The sequence below is a fragment of the Vibrio sp. 14G-20 genome, from assembly GCF_026241515.1.
Lineage (GTDB): Bacteria > Pseudomonadota > Gammaproteobacteria > Enterobacterales > Vibrionaceae > Vibrio.
Map to the genome: position 1 here is coordinate 306,702 of NZ_JAPHPW010000001.1, position 18,914 is coordinate 325,615.

At 45.5% G+C, this 18,914-nt stretch carries 11 protein-coding genes; all 11 read left to right on the forward strand.

The features are described 5' to 3' along the window. Positions 1–162: 162 nt before the first annotated feature. The 11 genes from OQJ75_RS01420 (at position 163) to OQJ75_RS01470 (ending at position 18,884) form a co-directional block, all read left to right on the forward strand. Positions 163–3,552 carry a response regulator gene (locus OQJ75_RS01420; protein ID WP_265970583.1) on the forward strand — a complete coding sequence of 1,130 codons (3,390 nt, stop codon included), beginning with the start codon at positions 163–165 and terminating at the stop codon, positions 3,550–3,552. Between the two features lie 708 nt (positions 3,553–4,260). After that, the gene (locus OQJ75_RS01425) at positions 4,261–5,943 is read left to right on the forward strand and encodes an ABC transporter substrate-binding protein (protein WP_016768984.1); all 1,683 of its coding nucleotides are present in this window, start codon (positions 4,261–4,263) and stop codon (positions 5,941–5,943) included. Between the two features lie 169 nt (positions 5,944–6,112). Beyond that, positions 6,113–7,099, forward strand: coding sequence for an ABC transporter permease (locus OQJ75_RS01430; protein ID WP_010436046.1), 987 nt, complete (start codon positions 6,113–6,115; stop codon positions 7,097–7,099). Between the two features lie 2 nt (positions 7,100–7,101). Continuing rightward, on the forward strand, positions 7,102–8,127 hold the full coding sequence (locus OQJ75_RS01435; RefSeq protein WP_009847563.1) for an ABC transporter permease: 1,026 nt from the start codon (positions 7,102–7,104) through the stop codon (positions 8,125–8,127). A gap of 2 nt (positions 8,128–8,129) precedes the next feature. Then, the gene (locus OQJ75_RS01440; RefSeq protein WP_009847564.1) at positions 8,130–9,113 is read left to right on the forward strand and encodes an ABC transporter ATP-binding protein; all 984 of its coding nucleotides are present in this window, start codon (positions 8,130–8,132) and stop codon (positions 9,111–9,113) included. Positions 9,114–9,200: 87 nt separating this feature from the next. Further along, entirely contained in the window at positions 9,201–10,196 is a 996-nt protein-coding gene (locus OQJ75_RS01445) for an ABC transporter ATP-binding protein (protein WP_017063264.1), read from the forward strand. 98 nt (positions 10,197–10,294) lie between these two features. Then, positions 10,295–12,016, forward strand: a complete 1,722-nt coding sequence (locus tag OQJ75_RS01450; RefSeq protein WP_265970584.1) for a glycoside hydrolase family 9 protein — start codon at positions 10,295–10,297, stop codon at positions 12,014–12,016. A gap of 2 nt (positions 12,017–12,018) precedes the next feature. After that, a complete protein-coding gene (locus OQJ75_RS01455) occupies positions 12,019–12,903 on the forward strand; it encodes an N-acetylglucosamine kinase (RefSeq protein ID WP_265970585.1) in 885 nt (294 codons plus the stop codon). Between the two features lie 12 nt (positions 12,904–12,915). After that, a complete protein-coding gene (locus OQJ75_RS01460; RefSeq protein ID WP_265970586.1) occupies positions 12,916–14,862 on the forward strand; it encodes a beta-N-acetylhexosaminidase in 1,947 nt (648 codons plus the stop codon). Between the two features lie 129 nt (positions 14,863–14,991). Continuing rightward, positions 14,992–17,397 carry a GH36-type glycosyl hydrolase domain-containing protein gene (locus OQJ75_RS01465; RefSeq protein WP_265970587.1) on the forward strand — a complete coding sequence of 802 codons (2,406 nt, stop codon included), beginning with the start codon at positions 14,992–14,994 and terminating at the stop codon, positions 17,395–17,397. Positions 17,398–17,471: 74 nt separating this feature from the next. Continuing rightward, on the forward strand, positions 17,472–18,884 hold the full coding sequence (locus OQJ75_RS01470) for a phosphoglucomutase/phosphomannomutase family protein (protein WP_017108736.1): 1,413 nt from the start codon (positions 17,472–17,474) through the stop codon (positions 18,882–18,884). Positions 18,885–18,914: the final 30 nt, after the last annotated feature.

Consider the following 18,914-nt stretch of genomic DNA (forward strand, 5'->3'; position numbering starts at 1 on the left):
AAAACTCTATAAAAATGAGCTTTTGCACACGCTTTAAAGACCACTTACTTGTCAAAGTAAAAAAACTCGTTAATTTCGTTAAATTGGAACCCGTTAATTCTATTCTCTGTACTTGTTTTCGCCCCTTTTAGCAGTACATCAAAGGAAAGTAGTACCCAATTTATGTTTAGATTCTATCGTAAGCAGAAGTTTAAGCGCCTTCAAAATACCCTAATGTTGGCATTTCTTGTCCTCAGTATTACCCCAGTGACACTTATCGCGATATTTTTCCTTCAATCGCACAGTCAGGATCTTCAGGAACAAAGCACCTCACACCTTGTTTCGGTCCGTGATACTAAGCAACAGCAAATTGTCGATTACCTGCAAGCTCAAGAATCCCAAGTCATGGGCTTTGTTCGCTCAGAATTGGCCAATGCCAGTGGCGGACGCTTTTATGGTTTGATCAACGCCTTCCAGCGTCTCGGTTTAGATATTGACGAGGCACGCAGCAATGCTCAGCAACGCTACATCCAAGGCTCCGGCGATCAAATTAAAACATCGATTCTTCCAGAATCTAGCAGCTTTATAGGCAGTGAACGTTATCGTCTGCTGCACAAGCGCTACCATAACGCTTACCTAGAGCTGCTGAAACGCTCCGATTTTGACGATATCTTATTGGTTGATATTAACGGCAATGTGGCTTATTCGGTGTTTAAAAATGACGATTATGGCACCAATTTGCTGACTGGAAAATACAAAGATTCAAATCTCGGTATTACCTTTCAACGCTTAGCAAAAGACGTCAAAGACAAACGTAAATCCAACGAAGATTACACGCCCGTTATTGTTTCCGACTTTAAAGACGAAGACGGAAAACAAACCGCATGGTTAGGTGCGCCTATCGTACAACAGGGCTATCTACACAGTTATGCGATGTTTAGACTACCGATTAACGGCATTACTAAGCTGATCGCCGATTTAAATAAGCGCTCAAATATTCAAACCCTTTTGGTTGGTGACGATCACTTGCCTCGCAGCCTTGCGCACTCTCAAGAGTCGATTAATTTGAGTTTGGATGTTGTCGATAAGGCACTTGCCGGAGAAACAGCCGTTGGGACGTTTGATAACACTCAAGATCAAGCGATCATCGCGGCCTACACTCCTATTGATCTTAAATACGCAACATGGGCTTTGGTCGTGGAACTTCCAGAAAAAGAAGCCTTTGCTCGTATTCATCAGCTAGAAAAGATCTTCGTGATCGTTATGCTAACAGCGATCATTCTTGTGTTTGTCGCATCGCATTATCTGTCTAACTTTATCACTTCCCCACTACTTAAACTGACGTGGGCTGCTGAGAAAGTCTCGGCGGGAGATCTTGATGAAACCATGATCAATACAGAACGCAAAGATGAAATAGGTCGCTTGGCGGTGAGTTTCGAAAGAATGCAGCGATCGATTCGTGAAAAGATGCAGCTGATCAAGAGCCAAAACGATGAACTAGAGGACAACCTTAAGACCATTCAAAAGCAAAACGAAGAGTTGCAGCTTGCCAATAAACTGAAAGATGAATTCTTGGCGACGACTTCGCATGAGCTCAGAACACCACTGCATGGCATGGTTGGTATCGCAGAGGCACTAATATCTGGTGCCAACGGCCCTATTCCTGCCAACCAGAAGTACCAGTTGGATATCATCATCAATAGTGGTCAGAGATTGGCAACCTTGGTTGATGACCTGCTCGATTACCACAAAATGCGCTATGGCAGCTTGGACATTAAGAAATCAGCCGTTGATTTGTCTGCTGCCACCAGCTTGGTACTTGAGTTATCTCATCACCTGTTAGGTAACAAGCCAATCCGTATCATTAACCAAGTGCCGAGTGATTTAGGGCTCGTTTCATCCGATCCTCAACGACTTGAGCAAGTCATGTATAACTTGGTTGGCAATGCTATCAAGTACACATCCGAAGGCAAGATTGTTATCTCAGCAAGCGTTATCGACGACAACATTCGTGTACAAGTTGTCGATACAGGCCAAGGTATCCCAGCAGAATACCTAGAACACATCTTTGAACCACTGATTCAAGCAGGCCAAGATTCAAGTAACTATCGCCAAGGTGCAGGGCTTGGGTTATCCATTAGCCGTCAGCTCATTGAACTAATGGGCGGCTCGTTGTACGTGAGTAGTCAACCAATGCTTGGGACCACATTCAGCTTCACATTACCTCTAGCTACCCAAGAAGAATTGGATAGTTACAATGAATCAGGGAGCTACTCACATTTCCAAGCGCCAGATTTAATTGATAACTCTCAGCAAGAAAACAGTGTTATCAATGAAGACCCTAATGGTCCGTTGTTAGTGATTGCTGACGATGAGCCGGTCAACCTGCGCGTGCTAGACAGCTTCTTAAAATTGGAAGGTTACCGAGTTCGTACCGCATGTGACGGCCCTGAAACCATCGAGTTAATCGAGAAAGAGAAACCAGAGCTACTTCTGCTCGATATCATGATGCCAGGTATGAGCGGCTATCAGGTTTGTGAAGCACTGCGTAAGCAATACGATCATGCACAATTGCCAATCATCATGCTCACAGCTCTTAATCAAGCAGAAGACCGTGTTCGTGGCTTTGAAGCAGGTGCCAACGATTACTTATCCAAGCCGTTTAACAAACAGGAACTGGCCGCTCGAATCACAGCGCATCTATCAGCAAGTAAAGCCGAGCAAAGACGCCTTGAGAATGACCAACTGCAACTGGAGCTCAAACACCGCGCCATGGTTGAAGCTAACCTGTTGGAAACTCAAGGTCGACTGCTAGAACAACTAGAATCAGCCCCTGAAGCCATTATCTGTATTCGTGATGACCAACGTATTCGCTTCGCCAACGAAGCGGCAGCGAAACTATTTAGGCGCGGGCAAGAGCAACTTAAGCGCTCAATGGCCGACGAGATTATAGCGCCTAAATATCTTAAAGTGGAACAAGCCCATTACTGTGGTGATATTGATATCTACATAGATGACACACGTCAGCGCATACCAAGTGACATCCTTAAGCTACCTGAAGGCTCAGGGCTCGACACCATGTATATCTTTAATGTGGGTGGTGGTATTAACTCAAACCGAGTTAATAATCTTGAAACCGCGGTTGAGGCACTTTCAAGCTACGCCTTTGAAGGTGACAAAGATAAACTACAGCAGCTCAAGGAACTTGGCGGTGAGTTTACTCGCCTTGCTGATAAAGCGAGCGGTGAAGGTAAAAACAAACAAGAGCTGATGCGTGAAGTACTAGTCGATGTAATGACTAATGCCATCATCTACTGGGAATCGGTGACTGGGGAAACCAAGTTTGCTTTCGCCGAGAAGAGTGGCTTGTGGCGCGTCTATTTAGACCGCAGCACCCTGCAAACTCGAACGCTAGACAAATACCTACGCGTCGAAACCCTACCGAAAACGCCTCGCTGGCGAACGGTGCTAAGCTCAATCGAATTCATACTTGAGCACTGTAAAGAACAAACACCAGAAAGAACTCATATTGAGATGCTAAGGGATAAACTACAGAAGCTACTGACTAGTTAACCTTGAAGTAAGATCACAACGCTGTGAATCATGGAGCCCACCTAGCGTGGGCTTTTTTGTGAGTATCATTTGCGATAAAGCACAATAACGTCTACTCAAATACACTTCTTTCACGATATTAAACAAGCAAAATGACACGTTGCTCAAGCTTAAACAATCACCAGTTCAACCGCTATTTTTAAGCTTATTCTTGGCTGCATTTCACTATTCCCCTACTCTTTGTTGCAGTTTGAGAAGCGAGTCACAACAGAACGGCAGATTTAATTTTCTAGAGAAATTTAACGTGAAATTAGCAAGTGACCAAGATCTACAATTACATAAAAACCAAACAAACCCATATAATAAAGTGCAATTCAAGTAAGTAAGCACTAACAAATAAGTATCACTGCAAATTCAACTGCGAGTCACATCACTCTAACAATTACGCACAAAAAACCATCAAACCACCCTATTTTGACGTTAATGACGTGGGGCTGTGTATTTTTAACGTTTTTGACGGGAAACGAGTTTGATTAATTCATCGATAAGGTGTTTTCTTACTCCTGCCAAAGGCCTACAGGCCACTCTTACCACTTCTCAGAATCAACGATGAATCTGGAGCAACGAAGAAGAGGTAGGCCTTTAACTAGAGTGTGTATCTACTAAACAATTAGCGACAGATAACATTCAATCCATTAGTGAAATGAAAGCAAATAGTAAGGAACAGCTATGCTTGCCAATATAAAAAAAACAGCACTAGCAACAGCAATTATTGCAACTGCTACAACAGGTTTTGCATCAGTAGCAACTGCTGCAGAACGCAGCGAACTGACCGTTCACCCGAAAGAGTACACTACATTCGTACGTAACTTTAACCCGTACCTTGGTGCTACTAACCTACATACTACAACTGACTTCATGTATGAGCCGCTAGTAGTATTTAACGAAATGCACGGTAACACTCCAGTGTTCCGTCTAGCTGAAAACTTCAAGATGTCAGATGATCTGATGAGCGTTGTTTTCGACATTCGTAAGGGTGTTAAATGGTCTGATGGAGAAACTTTCTCTGCTGATGATGTTGTTTTTTCTTTCAACCTTGTAAAAGAGAAGCCAGAGCTTGACCAGTCTGGTATCAACTCTTGGGTAACTTCTGTAGAAAAGCTGAACGATCACCAAGTTAAATTCAGCCTAACAGAAGCAAACTCGAACGTACCTTATGAGATTGCTAAAGTACCAGTAGTACCTAAGCACATCTGGAAAGACATTAAAGACCCATCAACTTTCACTAATGAAAATCCAGTGGGTTCTGGTCCATTTACAGAAATCGATACGTTTACAGCTCAACTTTACATTCAGTGTGAAAACCCGAACTACTGGGATGCTGACAATCTAGATGTTGACTGTCTACGTGTTCCACAAATTGCGAACAACGACCAGTTCCTAGGTAAAGTTGTAAACAGTGAGATGGATTGGACATCTTCTTTCGTTCCAGATATCGACCGTACATACGCAGCAGCGAGCCCGAAACACCATTACTGGTACCCGCCAGCAGGCACACAAGCATTCATAGTTAACTTCAAGCACCCAGATGCTGCGAAGCATGAAGCATTGAGCAACGTTGAATTCCGTCGTGCTTTCTCTATGGCTCTTGACCGTCAAACTATCATCGATATCGCATTCTACGGCGGCGGTACTGTGAACGATTTCGCATCGGGTCTTGGTTACGCGTTTGAAGCTTGGTCTGATGAAAAAACTCATGACAAGTACAAAGGCTTCAACACTTACAACGCTGAAGGTGCGAAGAAGCTTCTTGCTGACGCTGGCTTCAAAGATGTAAACAAAGATGGTTTTGTTGATACTCCATCTGGTAAGTCTTTCGAACTAATGATCCAATCGCCAAATGGCTGGACTGACTTCAACAACACAGTTCAACTAGCGGTAGAACAGCTAAACGAAATCGGCATTAAAGCGAAAGCTCGTACGCCTGACTTCTCTGTTTACAACCAAGCAATGCTTGAAGGTACATACGACGTAGCATACACAAACTACTTCCACGGTGCGGATCCATACACGTACTGGAACAGTGCTTACAACTCATCACTACAATCTGGTGATGGTATGCCTCGTTTCGCTATGCACTTCTACAAAAACGACAAGCTAGATGGTCTTCTAAACAGCTTCTACAAAACAGCTGACAAGAACGAACAGCTAGATATTGCACATGGCATCCAGCAAATTATCGCTGCAGACCAAGTGACAATCCCTGTGATGTCTGGTGCTTACATGTACCAATACAACACAACTCGATTCACTGGTTGGTGGAACGAAGAAAATCCAAAAGGCCGCCCAAACATTTGGGCTGGTATTCCAGAGCGTCTACTTCATGTACTGGACCTAAAACCAGTTAAATAGGTAATCGTTCAATCTTTGCGGCGTAACCTCTTACGCCGCTTATAAAAATCCCCACACTCTCAATTGAAAGTATGGCGCTAGTCGTCAGGGGGTTTTTCGTTCCAAATTTCGCTAGGAGCGACCTGAATCCAGAAACAGGGAAACAATCTGGGTGAGTAAGGTGTGAGTTATGGGTTATTTTTTAAGACGTTTGTCATTTTATTTTGTCGCGCTATTAGTTGCAGCGACGTTAAACTTTATTATTCCAAGAGCAATGCCTGGTGACCCAGTTACCATGATGTTTGCGAACGCTTCTGTTCAAGTTACTCCTGAACGTATTGCTGCAATGAAAGAATTATTAGGCTTCGTTGATGGCGGCTTATTAGTTCAATACGTGGCGTACATGAAGAACATTCTTAGCTGGGAGCTTGGTACATCAATCCAATTCTACCCACTTTCAGTAAATACACTGCTGGGTGGTGCATTCGGTTGGTCGCTTTTCTTAGCTGGCACAGCGGTTATTCTTTCTTTCTCTATTGGTTCAATCCTAGGTATTTTCGCAGCATGGAAACGCGGCAGTAAATACGATGCATTTGTAACTCCAGGGATGCTGATTCTCCAAGCTGTTCCTCAAGTTGTTATTGCCATGATTGCGCTGTTTACCTTCGCAATCGGCTTGAAATGGTTCCCAACCGGCTACGCCTATACCGCAGGTACGATTCCGGATTGGACAAGCTGGGCATTCATTAAAGATGTCGCTTTCCACGCCTTCTTACCTTTGCTATGTGCATCTATTGTTCAGATTGGTGGCTTCCTAGTAAACATGCGTAACAACATGATCAACCTGCTAGCTGAAGACTACATCACCATGGCGAAAGGCAAAGGCTTGAGCGAAAACCGAGTAGTATTCAACTACGCAGCTCGTAACGCGATGCTACCAAGTGTGACGGCACTTTCGATGTCACTAGGTATGGCAATCGGTGGTCAGTTGATTATCGAAATCATCTTTAATTACCCTGGTCTTGGCAGCGTACTTTTCAACGCAATTAACGCTCGTGACTACCAAGTACTGCAAGGTCAACTGCTTATCATGACGCTATTCATGCTGTTCTTTAACTTAGTTGCAGACATGCTTTACGTTGTTCTTGACCCTCGTCTTCGTAAGGGTGGTAAATAATCATGAAAGATATTCTAAAACTCATTTGGCGTAACCCGATGGCCCTAACAGGCGTCATCATCCTAAGTATTTTTATTCTTGGTGCTATTGCGGCTCCATTGATCACAAAACATGTGCCAGACAAACGTACAGGTAATCCACACGAATACCCTGGCTTCGTGGTTAAGTCTGCACAAACTAACCCTGATGGCTGGGTTGCTCAAAACCTAGCAGACGATCGTCGTACATTGATAATGTCTAAGAAGGCAGACCACGTACTGGGGACAACTCGTATGGGTCGTGACGTTTGGTCACAAGTGGTATACGGCGCACGCGTATCTCTTGCTGTAGGTTTTGGTGCAGGTCTTACCGTATGTTTACTCGCAACAGTGATCGGTGTTTCTGCGGGTTACTTTGGCGGCCGTGTCGATGATGTTCTGACAGCCGCAATGAATATCATGCTGGTTATTCCTCAATACCCATTACTGTTCGTAGTTGCAGCCTTTATCGGTGAGGCAGGGCCACTCACCATAACCTTGGTTATCGGCTTTATGTCCTGGGCTTGGGGTGCGCGTGTTGTTCGTTCCCAAACCTTAGCACTGCGCGAAAAAGAGTTTGTAAAAGCCGCTGAAGTTCTGGGTGAATCTTCATTCCGTATTATCTTCGTAGAGATTCTTCCAAACCTTATCTCTATCGTTGGCGCGAGCTTCATCGGTTCGGTGATGTACGCAATCATGATGGAAGCAACGATTTCGTTCCTAGGTCTTGGTGACCCGAACACAATCAGCTGGGGCATCATGCTTTACAACGTTCAAACCTCTTCATCAATGCTGATTGGCGCTTGGTGGGAACTATTGGCTCCTTGTATCGCACTGACACTACTTGTAACTGGTCTTGCTCTACTTAACTTCGCTGTCGATGAAATTGCCAACCCGCAACTGCGTTCTCACAAAGGCATGAAGCGTTGGAAGAAATTAGCAGCACAAGACAAAGAAGAACGTGAACCAGAACTACCACCACAAAATGCACTTTGGAGCGGAGATAAATAATCATGTCTGAACCACTAATTTCTATCCGCAATTTATGCGTGGATTACATCACAGAGTCTGGCGATGTTCGTGCGTGTAACAACGTAAGTTTCGACATTGCTCCAGGTGAAGTATTCGGCCTAGCTGGTGAGTCTGGCTGTGGTAAATCAACCGTTGCTTTCTCTCTTATGCGTCTGCATAAGCCGCCCGCTTACATCAGTGGTGGTGAGGTTATCTTCAATGGTGAGAACATCCTTGAATACAGTGATGACCGTATGCAAGCATTCCGTTGGAGCGAGATGTCGATGGTATTCCAGAGTGCGATGAACGCACTCAACCCAGTATTACCAATGGAAGAGCAGTTCTGTGACGTAATTATGCGTCACACCAACATGACTCGTGAGCAAGCTAAGCAACGCGCTGAAGGTTTACTTGAAATTGTCGATATTCACCCAAGCCGATTGAGTGACTACCCTCACCAATTCTCTGGCGGCATGCGTCAGCGCTTGGTTATTGCTATCGCGTTAGCATTGAATCCAAAGCTGATCATTATGGATGAGCCAACGACCGCGCTTGATGTGGTTGTTCAGCGCGAAATCCTACAAAAGATCTATGCACTGAAAGAAGAATTTGGCTTCTCGATTCTGTTCATCACCCATGACTTATCATTGATGGTCGAGTTCTCTGACCGCATCGGCATCATGTATTCAGGTGAACTTATCGAGGTTGCTAATGCTCAAGATATTCTAGAAAACCCTTACCACCCTTATACCAAAGGGCTGGGAAGTTCTTTCCCTCCACTAACAGGGCCAAAGACAAAACTAGCGGGCATTCCGGGCAACCCTCTGAACTTGTTAGAGATTCCTGAAGGGTGTCGTTTCCAAGCTCGTTGTGACCGTGTACATGAAACGTGTACCAAGGTACCAACCAAGCTGCGTTCTATCGACCCGGGGCATTTGTCTAACTGCCACCTGTACGGTGACCCAATAGTACAAAGGAAGCTATAGCTTGCACGCTGATTCAGCGTGAATAACGAATAAGGCGGCTCGACCGCCGAAATGCAAGCAAAGCGAATAAGGATTCTGGAGACAATTATGAGCAAAGATTTCGGTCAATTATTGGTAGAAGGCAAGAATGTCGTAAAAGACTTCCCAATAAGCAGTACCACAATTCAAACCCCAATGATGCGTGCGATTAACGATGTGTCATTCAAGATGTACAAAAGCCGCGGTCTAGCTGTCGTTGGTGAGTCTGGTTCAGGCAAATCAACAACAGCAAAAATGATCGCAAAAATGTACGCGCCTTCGGGCGGTACGATCGAATACAAAGGCCGTGATATCCAAGAGATCTCAAGCAGAAAAGATCTTATGCATTACCGTGAAGGCGTGCAGATGGTATGGCAAGACCCGTTTGGTTCACTCAACCCAACACACAATATTTTCCACCACATTGCTCGACCACTGCTGATCCACAAGAAGGTAACTCCGGGCAATAAGAGAGAACTAGAAGAACGCGTTTACGATCTTTTAGAGCAAGTGGGCCTGATCCCACCAAAAGAAACAGCGAAAAAGTACCCTCACCAACTGTCTGGTGGTCAGCGTCAACGTGTCAACCTAGCACGTAACATCGCGGTTGGTGCTGAGGTTGTTCTAGCTGATGAGCCAACTTCAATGCTAGACGTTTCAATTCGTGCTGGTGTTTTGAACCTGATGGAAGAGATGAAGTTTGAGAAGCAAATGTCTCTGCTTTACATCACTCACGACATCGCAACGGCTCGTTACATTGCTGAAGATCTTTCAGTTATGTACGTCGGTCACATGGTGGAATGGGGCGATACCGACGACGTTATTGCTAACCCTCAACACCCTTACACCCAACTACTGGTTTCTGCCGTTCCAGATCCTAAGAAATCGATCCACGAACAATTGGCAGGTAACAAAGGTGAGATTCCACTTTGGACACCAGTATCAGCAGGTTGTCCGTTTGCAGGCCGTTGTACTCACGCGATGGACAAGTGTAAAGAGCAACTACCGGGTGTGACTCAATTAGCCGACAACCACTTTGTTCGTTGTTACCTACACGAAAGCTAAACATTAAGACTGAGTTAGGGTCTTCGGACCCTAACTACTCATATCCAAACCAATTCAGGTACCTAGCCAAAAGAAACTAGGACCTTTGGAGAACATTGATGCTGTTATTGACCAACCATATTGGCTACGAATCTTCGGCTCCCAAGCAGGCGATCTTACAAACTAAAAAGGCTCGTTTATCGAGTACGACTGCACTTTTGGTATGTGCCGACAACCACATTACTGTGGGCAACTTTGATGTTGTAAAACAAGGCCGCGTAGCAAACTGGCATCAAGGACAATTCTTCACAATCGATTTCAGTTCATTTACCGAATCGGGTCGCTACTATCTGCGCTTTGATAACCTACGTTCAGAAGTGTTTGAGATTGGCAACAGCCTACTAATGAACCACACATTTTCTGATGTGCTTCATTACTTTAAGTCTCAACGTTGTGGCGGTACTTTTGACAAGAAAGATCGACAAGCACAAATTCTCGGCACCGACAGATACGTCGATGTCCATGGTGGTTGGTACGATGCATCAGGTGATGTAAGCAAGTACTTTAGCCACCTGTCTTATGGCAACTACCTCAACCCACAACAGATTCCTATGGTTGTTTGGAACATGCTTAAAAGCGTGCGCTTAACTAGCCATAACCCAGACTTCCCAAAATTTTCCATGACTCGTCTAACGGAAGAGGCTCTGTTCGGTACCGACTTTTTAGTGCGTATGCAAGACGCTGACGGATACTTCTATATGACGGTATTCGACAAATGGAGCAAAGATATCAATCAGCGCGACATCTGCGCTTATGCCACTCAAGAAGGTCATAAGTCTACCGATTTGCAAGCGGGCTATCGACAAGGTGCCGGTGTTGCTATTGCAGCATTGGCCGCAGCTTCTGAACTTGAAACCTCTGGCAGTTACTCTAGCCAAACCTATCTTGATACAGCTGCGAAAGGTTACTGGCATCTAAAAGAGAACAATCTGCAATACCTAAATGACGGTGAAGAGAACATCATCGATGAGTATTGCGCCCTACTCGCTGCCAACGAGTTGTTCCGAGTTACACAAGATTCTCAATATCTATCAGAAGCAAGAATTTGGGCGAGTCGCTTGATCGCTCGTCAGCAATCCGATGATTCATTTTCGAATTTTTGGTCGGCAAACTCTGATGGCTCTCGCCCTTATTTCCATGCAGCTGAAGCTGGCCTTCCAGTGATTGCTCTGTGCGAGTACATCGACAATGAAACCAGTGTAGAACTGAAAGAACAAGCGCGCACGGTTGTTGAAAAAGCATGTCAGTTCGAAATCAATATTACCGACAAAGTCATCAACCCGTTTGGCTACCCAAGACAATACGTTAAGTCTGTCGATGGTGATAAGCGCGATGCCTTCTTTGTCGCTCAACAGAACGAAACAGGCTACTGGTGGCAAGGCGAAAACGCGCGTCTTGGCTCAATTGCGGCCATGGCGTACTTAGTTCAACCACATATTCAAGATGCCGACCTTCAAAAGCGCTTAACCCAGCTTTCACAAAACAGCCTGGATTGGATCTTGGGCCTCAACCCATACCATATGTGCATGCTTGATGGTCATGGCCATAACAACCCAGATTACCTACCTCAGCTTGGTTTCTTTAATGCGAAAGGCGGGATCTGCAACGGCATCACGGCGGGCTTTGACGATGAACAAGACATCGCATTCAATCCACCAGCTCAAAAAGACGACATGCTACAAAACTGGCGCTGGGGCGAACAATGGATTCCTCATGGCGCGTGGTACTTACTGGCAACAGCAGCACAGTTCAACCATTTAGCACAGTGTAAGGAGCAATAATCATGACTCTTTACTACGTAGGTATTGATGGTGGAGGCACTTCTTGCCGAGCTCGAATTAGAGATGAACAAGGCAAACTCATTGGTGAAGCGAAAAGTGGCAGTGCCAACATCCTTTTAGGTGTAGATGTTGCGATGAGCTCAATTATTGATGCGATTAATCAAGCGGCGCAGCAAGGGCAACTCGACTCAAATCATTTTTCCAATATGCATGTCGGCCTTGCACTGGCTGGCGCAGAGCAAAAATCAGCATGGCTCGACTTCATGGCACAAGCACACCCTTTCGCAAGCATGACACTAAATACCGACGCTTACGGCGCTTGCATTGGTGCTCACAATGGCCAAGACGGTGCAATCATGATCGGTGGTACAGGTTCATGTGGTATCTACCTGAACAACGGCGAGCAACATGTGGTTGGCGGTCGTGAATTCCCAATTTCGGACCAAGGCGGCGGCGCAGTGATGGGCCTTCGTTTGATTCAACAAGTCTTGCTTGCAGAAGACGGTATTCGCAGCAAAACCCCACTGACTCTACATGTCATGAATCACTTTAATAATGATGTGGATGCCATTGTGGAGTGGTCGAAAGGCGCGATTCCAAAGGATTACGGCCAATTCTCGCCAGTGATTTTTCAACTCGCTAACGAAGGCGATGAACTGGCTATCGAGATGCTCAAGCAAACCGCGGCTGATATCGAAATGTTTGTCTTGGCACTTCATCGAAAAGGCGCTGACAAGGTGTGCTTAATGGGAAGTATCGCTGAGCGTATTCTCAACTGGCTATCACCACCAGTACAACAATGGGTAGTTAAACCTCAATTCGACGCTATTGAAGGCGCATTGATGTTTGCCGGGAAACCACAACACAACTTGTATCAACAGGCTTAGCAGGGAAGTTATATGAATTATCGCATCGACTTAGCTGTTCTTTCTGAACAAAAAAATAACTGCCGATTTGGCCTTACGGTACATAACTTAAGTGATCTTGACGTACAAGATTGGTCACTGCATTTTGCCTTTGACCGATTCATCCTTCCTGAGAGTTTATCGCAAGGTGAACTGACTCAAGTTGGAAGCTATTGCTCGTTCAAACCAAGTTCGCCAGTGTTAAAGGCCAATAACCATTACTACCTTGAATTCAGTATTCAAAGTGCACCATTCCGTTTCTATTCGGATGGCTTGAATGATGCCTTTATCCAATCACATCATGATGGAGAAACATCGGTACTGCCTGTCGCGATATCACCCATTGTACTGGCTTCGCCATACCGTGAACGCAATCAAATTCCTGAAGTAAGCGCAGCTGAAGTGGCATTGATTCCTCAGCCGAATCAGATCGAATTTCAGCAAGGTAGATTCGCGCTAAATAACGACTGCAGAATTGAGGTTCAATCTCACCTTGCTGATAAGGCGGTATCTTGGCTGCAACAAGAATTGCTTTCTACCTTTGAACTATCTCTTTCGAACGCGCTTTCAACTGAACTTTCAAAAGACGAAAGTTGCGACATTCTATTTCGCAGCAACCCGACGTTAGACGAAGCCGAGTACAAGCTCACCGTCACGGCACAACAAATAATGGTTGAATCAGGTAGCCAATCGGGCTTCACACACGCTGTAGCAAGCTTAATTCAATTGGTACAACAACTGGATGCCGAGAACTTCTCTGTGCCATGTTGCAAAATCGCCGATCAGCCTCGTTTCAAATACCGAGGCATGATGTTGGACTGCGCTCGTCACTTCCACTCGGTAGAGCAAGTGAAGCGCTTAATCAATCAACTGGCGCACTACAAGTTCAACGTTTTTCATTGGCATCTAACTGACGATGAAGGTTGGAGAATTGAGATTAAGAGCCTACCTCAGCTTACTGAAATCGGCGCTTGGCGTGGCCCTGATCATGCACTAGAACCGCAATACACCCACATTGCTGACAATTATGGCGGCTTCTACACGCAACAACAGATTCGTGAAGTGATTGAATATGCTGAGCAGCGCAGTATCACGGTTATTCCTGAAATCGATATCCCAGGACACTGTCGCGCCGCGATCAAATCACTGCCAGACATGCTAGTTGAGCAAGCAGACACCACACAATACAAGAGCATTCAGCACTACAACGACAACGTGCTAAATCCAGGTTTACCGGGTACTTACCAATTCCTAGATGCCGTTATTGAAGAAGTGGCAGAGCTTTTCCCTAGCGAATTGATCCACATGGGCGCAGATGAAGTACCACCGGGCGTGTGGAGCAACAGCCCTGCTGCTCAAGCTCTGATGAAAGAACATCAATATCAAGACAGCAAAGAGCTACAAGGCCATCTATTCCGCTATGCCGAGAACAAGCTTAAGCAGTTAGGTAAGCGCATGGTGGGCTGGGAAGAAGCACAACACGGCGACAAAGTCAGTAAAGAGACCATCATCTACTCGTGGCTCAGTGAAGAAGCTGCAGTGAATTGCGCTCGCCAAGGCTTTGATGTGGTACTGCAACCGGCACAGTTTACCTACCTCGACATGACCCAAGATTATGCACCGGAGGAGCCGGGCGTAGATTGGGCTGCCGTTATCCCATTAGAACAAGCTTATACCTACGAAGCGCTTGCTGAAATATCCGACACCGACCCAATTCGTAAGCGGATCCGCGGAATTCAGTGTGCTCTATGGTGTGAGATCGTCACCAATCAAAAGCGTATGGATTACATGGTATTCCCAAGAATTAGCGCTTTAGCTGAAGGATGTTGGACACATAAAAACAACCGAAACTGGCTAGATTACCTATCTCGCCTTAAAGGGCACTTGCCATTACTCGACAGACTCAATGTTGACTATCGCAACCCTTGGAAAGCTCAATAAAACAAAACCAAAGCGACACTCACATCGAGCGGTTGCTGACTCAAATTAAGGTGCTCAGTTTGATAAGACTCAGCATCACTATTTAAAAAATTAGCTGCATAGATGCAGTTTGTTAAAAAGGAAATGACAATGAAATACGGCTATTTCGATAACGACAATCGCGAATACGTCATCACTCGCCCTGATGTACCAGCACCTTGGACAAACTACCTAGGTACTGAAAAATTTTGTACCGTGATTTCGCACAATGCGGGCGGTTACTCGTTCTACAACTCTCCGGAATACAACCGTGTTACTAAATTCCGTCCAAACGGTACATTCGACCGTCCAGGACACTATGTTTACCTACGTGATGATGAGACAGGTGATTACTGGTCTATCTCTTGGCAACCAGTGGCAAAAAGCCTAGATGAAGCGAACTACGAAGTTCGTCATGGTCTGTCATACTCAAAGTTCAAATGTGAATACAGCGGCATTACAGCAACTAAAACGCTATTCGTTCCTAAGGGCGAAGATGCGGAAGTGTGGGATGTAGTCCTAAAGAACAACACTGACAAGCCAAGAACCATCAGCACTTTCTCATTTGTTGAGTTCTCTTTCAGTCACATTCAGTCAGATAACCAGAACCATCAGATGTCTTTGTACTCTGCGGGCACGTCTTACAAAGAAGGTGTTCTGGAATATGACTTGTACTACAACACTAACGACTTTGAAGGCTTCTACTACCTAGCGTCAACCTTCTCGCCAGACAGCTACGACGGACAACGTGACAACTTCCTTGGCATGTACCGTGACGAAGCAAACCCAATTGCGGTTGAAAATGGCAAGTGTTCTAACAGCGCGCAAACTTGTTACAACCACTGTGGTTCTCTGCATAAGCAATTTACGATTCAACCGGGTGAAGAGGTTCGCTTTGCATATGTACTAGGTATCGGCAAAGGCAACGGTGAGCGCCTACGTGAGAAATACCAAGACACAGCAAACGTAGACGCAGCATTCCAAGGCATCAAAGATCACTGGGACGAGCGCTGCAACAAGTTCCAAGTTAAGTCTCCAAACGAAGGCTTGGACACCATGATCAACACGTGGACGCTTTACCAAGCAGAAACCTGTGTGGTTTGGTCGCGCTTTGCATCCTTCATTGAAGTCGGTGGCCGTACTGGACTTGGTTACCGTGATACGGCGCAAGACGCGATCTCAGTACCTCATGCCAACCCACAAATGACCAAGAAACGCATTATCGATCTGCTTCGTGGCCAAGTGAAAGCGGGTTACGGGCTACACTTGTTCGATCCTGACTGGTTCGATCCAGAGAAAGCTGACGTTGAACCTTCAAAATCACCAACGGTTGTTCCAACACCTTCAGACGACGACAAGATCCACGGTATTGATGATACCTGTTCTGATGATCACTTATGGATCGTACCAACCATCATCAAGTACGTGATGGAAACGGGTGAACACGATTTCTTTGACGAAGTGATTCCATATGCAGACGGTGGTGAAGCAACGGTTTACGAACACATGAAAGCCGCACTTAACTTCTCTGCAGAATACGTAGGTCAAACAGGTATCTGTAAGGGTCTTCGCGCAGACTGGAATGACTGTTTGAACCTAGGTGGCGGTGAATCTTCAATGGTTTCATTCCTACACTTCTGGGCTCTACAAGAATTCTTAGACCTGGCTAAGTTCCGCAATAACGACGCTGACGTTACTAAATACACTGAAATGGCAGCTAACGTTCGCGAAGCTTGTGAAACACACCTTTGGGATGACGAGGGTGGCTGGTACATCCGTGGTCTGACTAAAAATGGCGACAAGATTGGTACAGCTCAACAAACTGAAGGTCGAGTTCACCTTGAATCAAACACGCTAGCGGTCCTATCTGGCGCGGTATCTCAAGAGCGTGGCGAGAAAGCGATGGATGCAGTCGATGAGAACTTATTCTCTGAATACGGCCTACACCTAAACTCTCCATCGTTTGCTACACCAAACGACGATATCGGCTTTGTGACTCGCGTTTACCAAGGCGTTAAAGAGAACGGCGCTATCTTCTCTCACCCGAACCCATGGGCTTGGGTAGCAGAAGCTAAGTTAGGTCGTGGTGACCGTGCGATGAAATTCTACGATGCACTTAACCCATACAACCAAAACGACATGATTGAAACACGTTACGCAGAACCATACTCGTACGTGCAATTCATCATGGGTAAAGACCATCAAGACCACGGCCGTGCAAACCACCCTTGGTTAACGGGTACGTCGGGTTGGGCGTACTTTGCGGTAACTAACTTCATTCTTGGTGTTCGCACAGGCTTTGAAGGTTTAACCGTCGATCCTTGTATCCCAACGGATTGGCCAGAATTCGAGGTAACTCGTCAATGGCGCGGTGCAACTTACAACATCACCGTTCAAAACCCGAATGCAGTAAGTAAGGGCGCTGCCTCTATCACGATTAACGGTGAGCAGATTGAAGGCGCAATCCCAGTACAAGCCGAAGGCAGCGTAAACGAAGTTATCGTTGTACTCGGCTAATCACTTAATTTGATGAACAGCTCCTATCTCAAGTCTTTACTGGCTTGAGGTGGTGAGACTAAAAGGATTTTCTAATGATTAAATTTGGTACTGGCGGCTGGCGCGCGTTTATTGGTGAAGAGTTCACTAGAGAAAACGTCCGCTTAGTGGCACAAGCACTCTCTAACATCATCAATAATGAAGATGCAGCGAAGAACGGCTTCGTGATCGGTTACGACCGCCGCTTCCTGTCAGATAAAGCCGCGTGCTGGTTTGCTGAAGTATTGGCAGCCAACAACATCAAAGTGAGCTTTATCGACAAGTTCGTTCCGACTCCTATCGTGATGTTCCAAGCGAAAGAGATGGGGTGTGTTTACTCTGCGTGTATTACTGCTTCTCACAACCCCGCAGACTATAACGGTATTAAGATCTTCATTGAAGGTGGCCGTGATGCTGACGAGATCATCACAGAAAAGATCGAACAACAAATTTCGACACTGACCAGTGAAGATGTTGTCAGAGTCGATTTTGAACAAGCATTGAATGACAAAGAGATTGAAATCATCAATCCGATGAACGCCTTTGTTGACTCGATCATCAACGCGATTGATATCGAATCGATTAAACAAGCCAACCTAAGAGTCCTGATCGACCCAATGTTTGGTGTAGCGAAAAACGCACTGCAAACCGTGTTAATCAGCGCTCGTTGTGATGTTGATGTAATCAACGATGGTAAAAACCCAGACTTTGGCGGATTGATGCCTTCGCCAAGTGCTGCAACGCTGTATCGCTTGAAGCACTTAGTTGCGGCTGAAGGTTACGACATTGGTATTGGTACCGATGGCGATGCCGACCGTTTGGGTATCATCGATGAGAAAGGTCACTTCATTCACCCTAACGAAGTGCTGCTACTGCTTTATTACTACCTGCTGGAATACAAAGGCTGGAAAGGCTCTGTAGTACGTAATATCGCAACCACACATCTACTTGATAAAGTGGCGGCAGATCATGGTGAGAAGAGCTTTGAGGTTCCTGTAGGCTTTAAGCACATCAGTTCGCAAATGGAGGCCGATGACTCTCTGATTGGTGGCGAAAGTTCGGGTGGTTTAACCATTCGTGGTCACATCAAAGGTAAGGATGGCGTATTTGCTTCAAGCTTACTCGTTGAGATGATCAGTGTGACAGGCAAGAAGCTGTCTGAACTGCTTGATGAGATTTACTCTAAATATGGCTATGCCTACACCGCAGAAGGCGATTGTAAGTTTAAACCTTCAGAGAAAGAAGCGCTCTACACTAAGATCTACGTCGAGAAGCAACTGCCTGAATTTGAATATGAAATTGAAAAAGTCAGCTATGAAGATGGTGCCAAGGTGTACTTCAAGAATGGCGGTTGGGTAATTGCTCGTTTCTCAGGAACAGAGCCGTTACTACGAATCTTCGCAGAAATGGAAGATAAAGACACTGCAGAACATGTTCTTCAAAAAGTGAAAGACTTCCTATCTCTATAGGCTTATAGAGCGCAGCAGTCTTGTATGGGA